Below are 2,685 nucleotides of genomic sequence, written 5' to 3'. Positions count from 1 at the left end.
TCGCCCGCCGCGTCGCCCGCGGCTTCCGCAACTACGACAACTACCGACTCCGCATGCTCCTCATCGCCGGCGGCCTCGACCCCACCACCCCCACCTAAAGTCCGAAGAGCCCTCAATGTGCTCTTCGAGGTCGAAGCCCGAAAGGAAGCAGAAGGAACCACGCTTTTCGTGATTGACGACATCGCGGACTCCTTCGATTACAAGAACAAGTACGCGATCATCCAGTACCTGAAGGACATGAGTGAGCACGACAAGTTTCGGCTTATTATCCTCACCCACAACTTCGATTTTCTGCGCACCATCTTTGGCAGGAGCGTCGTCACTTACGGTGGGTGCTTTATGGCAGAGAAGAGCGTCGAGCGAGTAACGCTCACGCCGATGGCCGGAAGTACCATCACCAACCCCTTCACTAAGGACTTCAAGAAGAAGATCTTCACAGACGGCATGCGGAGGGTCGCCTCCATACCCTTTACTCGCAACCTCATTGAGTACAGTCGCGGCACTAAAGACGCCGACTATCTCACCCTCACTTCGCTGATTCATCTGAAGGAGGGCACGCGCACCATTACGCAGGCAGAGCTGGACCGCATCTTTGGTGAGGTTTTTCCCGGTCTCTCCGGCGGCCCTTGGGTGGGTGGAGATGAGCCTGTCCTTGAGATGATTTATGCACAGGCCGAGATAGCGTTGACTGCTGACGAAGGAGTCAACTTCGCGAATAAAATCGTGCTGTCGTTGGCGATCCGTCTCCGTGCCGAGGAGTTTATGGCGTCCGCGCTCGATGCCGACGGTTTCGATGAAACGATCACTTCGAACCAAACGTGGCATCTCTTCAACGCCTTCAATCAGCGGGGTCTCGGAAGCGAACCGACGCTCGATTCGCTCCGACGAGTCCTTTTGATCACCCCCGAGAACATCCACATCAATTCGTTTATGTACGAGCCCATCCTCGACATGTCGGATCACTCGCTGCGCGAGCTTTACAGCGACGTGAAGATGCTCAGCAGCGCAGACGATTAGGAATCTCAGGAGTTCTACGCACTGGATACATCGGGCCTACTTATAAAATCCTTAAATCCCACGTTCGATTCGCGGGTTTGGCCTGTGGTGGGAGGGCGGCTCTGGAGATGAGAGTTGCCGTCGCCGCTGTTCCGCTTGCTGTTGGACAAGCTCTTGTTCTGCCTGCTTGGTTTCGATGAGTTTGGCGGCGTCGTTCGCCGAGAGATCGCGCAGCTCTTCGCTATGCGAGCGAAGTAGTGCTGCGCGGGTGCGGGCTTCGCGGGCGTTACGGCTGGGGTTGAGGGCGCGCATCCCGTACTGGTGGGCACGCGCGTTCTCAGGACCGTATTCGCTTGCCAAGAGTGCCAGGCGTTCGGTGCGGTGTCGCTCGCCGGTGGTGGCTCGCTCGGTGCGCGCGGCTTCGACTGCTTGGTCGGCGTCGCGCACCCGGGGATCGCCCGCTGCTCGCCGTTGCGCGACCTGAGCAGACCATCCGGGTAGTGCGCTGGGAGTTCGTGGCGGCTCAGCCTCCCATACATCGCGAAGGTGCGTTCGAATAGTTGCTGCTTGTTCGCTGGCGGCGCGGTGCTCAGCGCGGGCCTTGCGACGCCCGAACCGCCCGACAGTCGCGAGGCGGGTGTTCACTGCTCTTTCTGCTTCGGCGGTGGCGAGGTACGCCGCGCCGTCGCGTTCAGCTTGCTCGACGAGGGGCGCGGCGACCTCGGCACGCACCCGTGCTGCTTCCTCTTCGGCCTGGCGAAGAACGGCGGTACCTTCGTCGCTCTCGTCACGGTGTCTGGCGCGTTGGGCGTCGATCCGGTTACCGGTCTGCTCCCATCGCTCCGCCTGCCGCTCCGCACGCTCAGCCTCCCTGTCGAGTCTGGCCAGTTCTTCCGTGACGCGCTGGATAGGCCCGTTCTTGACGATGGCCCGCACAGACTGCGCTGCTTGGGTGGTGGCGTGATCAAGGCCGCGGTCGGCTGGGTCTCGTTCCATCGCTGTGATGAACTGCGCTCTCGCGTCCGTCATGTCGTCGGCAATGATGTGCAGCCGGTTGTGCTCGCGGCCTCGGGTCATGCCGACGTAGACGCCTGCCGCGCTTGTCGCCTCAGTCAGGAACGTGTGCGAGGTGTTCACGGTTGCGCCTTGGACGCCATATGCGGTGGCGGCGTAGGACAGGTGCGTGTGCTCACCCACATACTCGGCAGGCAGGGTGACGGTGCGGGGGTTCTTGCGACCGCTGCCGACCTCGCGGACATAGACGGTGCCGTCGTTCTCGACGTTTTGGACGATCCACTGCTGCCGGTTCGCCACTCCCACATCGCTGTCGTTCTTGCGGGTCTGGATGAGGTCACCGGCTCCGATGCCCAGCCCGTCGCTGCCGGTCGCCGTCACGGTGTCATCAACGTCACCACGTTCGACCCGCCCGGTACGAATGCGCTCGTTCACCTCAGCGGCCTCATCGTTGGTGGCAACGGTGATCGCTTCACCGTCCTTCGCGTGGGTGGTGATGTGTTCGCGTGCGGTGTCCTCGTCGGGGTGAACGTTGATGAGATTCATTGCGGCGAGCCGGTCAAAGAGGCTCTTCGGACTTTAGGTGGGGGTGGTGGGGTCGAGGCCGCCGGCGATGAGGAGCATGCGGAGTCGGTAGTTGTCGTAGTTGCGGAAGCCGCGGGCGACGCGGCGGGC

General features: G+C 61.7%; 2 protein-coding genes. One reads left to right on the top strand and one right to left on the bottom strand.

Annotation, left to right across the window (positions count from 1 at the left end):
- Window positions 1-117: 117 nt before the first annotated feature.
- The gene (locus tag G3N18_RS15645) at window positions 118-1,017 is read left to right on the top strand and encodes a hypothetical protein (RefSeq protein WP_196385171.1); all 900 of its coding nucleotides are present in this window, start codon (window positions 118-120) and stop codon (window positions 1,015-1,017) included.
- A 51-nt stretch (window positions 1,018-1,068) separates the two neighbouring features.
- Here G3N18_RS15645 and G3N18_RS15640 read toward each other — a convergent pair whose 3' ends face one another.
- The gene (locus tag G3N18_RS15640; protein ID WP_196385170.1) at window positions 1,069-2,556 is read right to left on the bottom strand and encodes a hypothetical protein; all 1,488 of its coding nucleotides are present in this window, start codon (window positions 2,554-2,556) and stop codon (window positions 1,069-1,071) included.
- Window positions 2,557-2,685: the final 129 nt, after the last annotated feature.

The organism is Microbacterium paulum (assembly GCF_015707995.1).
GTDB classification, from domain to species: domain Bacteria; phylum Actinomycetota; class Actinomycetes; order Actinomycetales; family Microbacteriaceae; genus Microbacterium; species Microbacterium paulum.
The sequence above is the reverse complement of the archived record's forward strand: the minus strand, read 5'-3'. Positions and strand labels throughout refer to the sequence as shown.

Bases quoted from the DNA above. Each gene is read 5' to 3' on its own strand.
- G3N18_RS15640 (WP_196385170.1), bottom strand. From the start codon at position 2,556: ATGAATCTCATCAACGTTCACCCCGACGAGGACACCGCACGCGAACAC.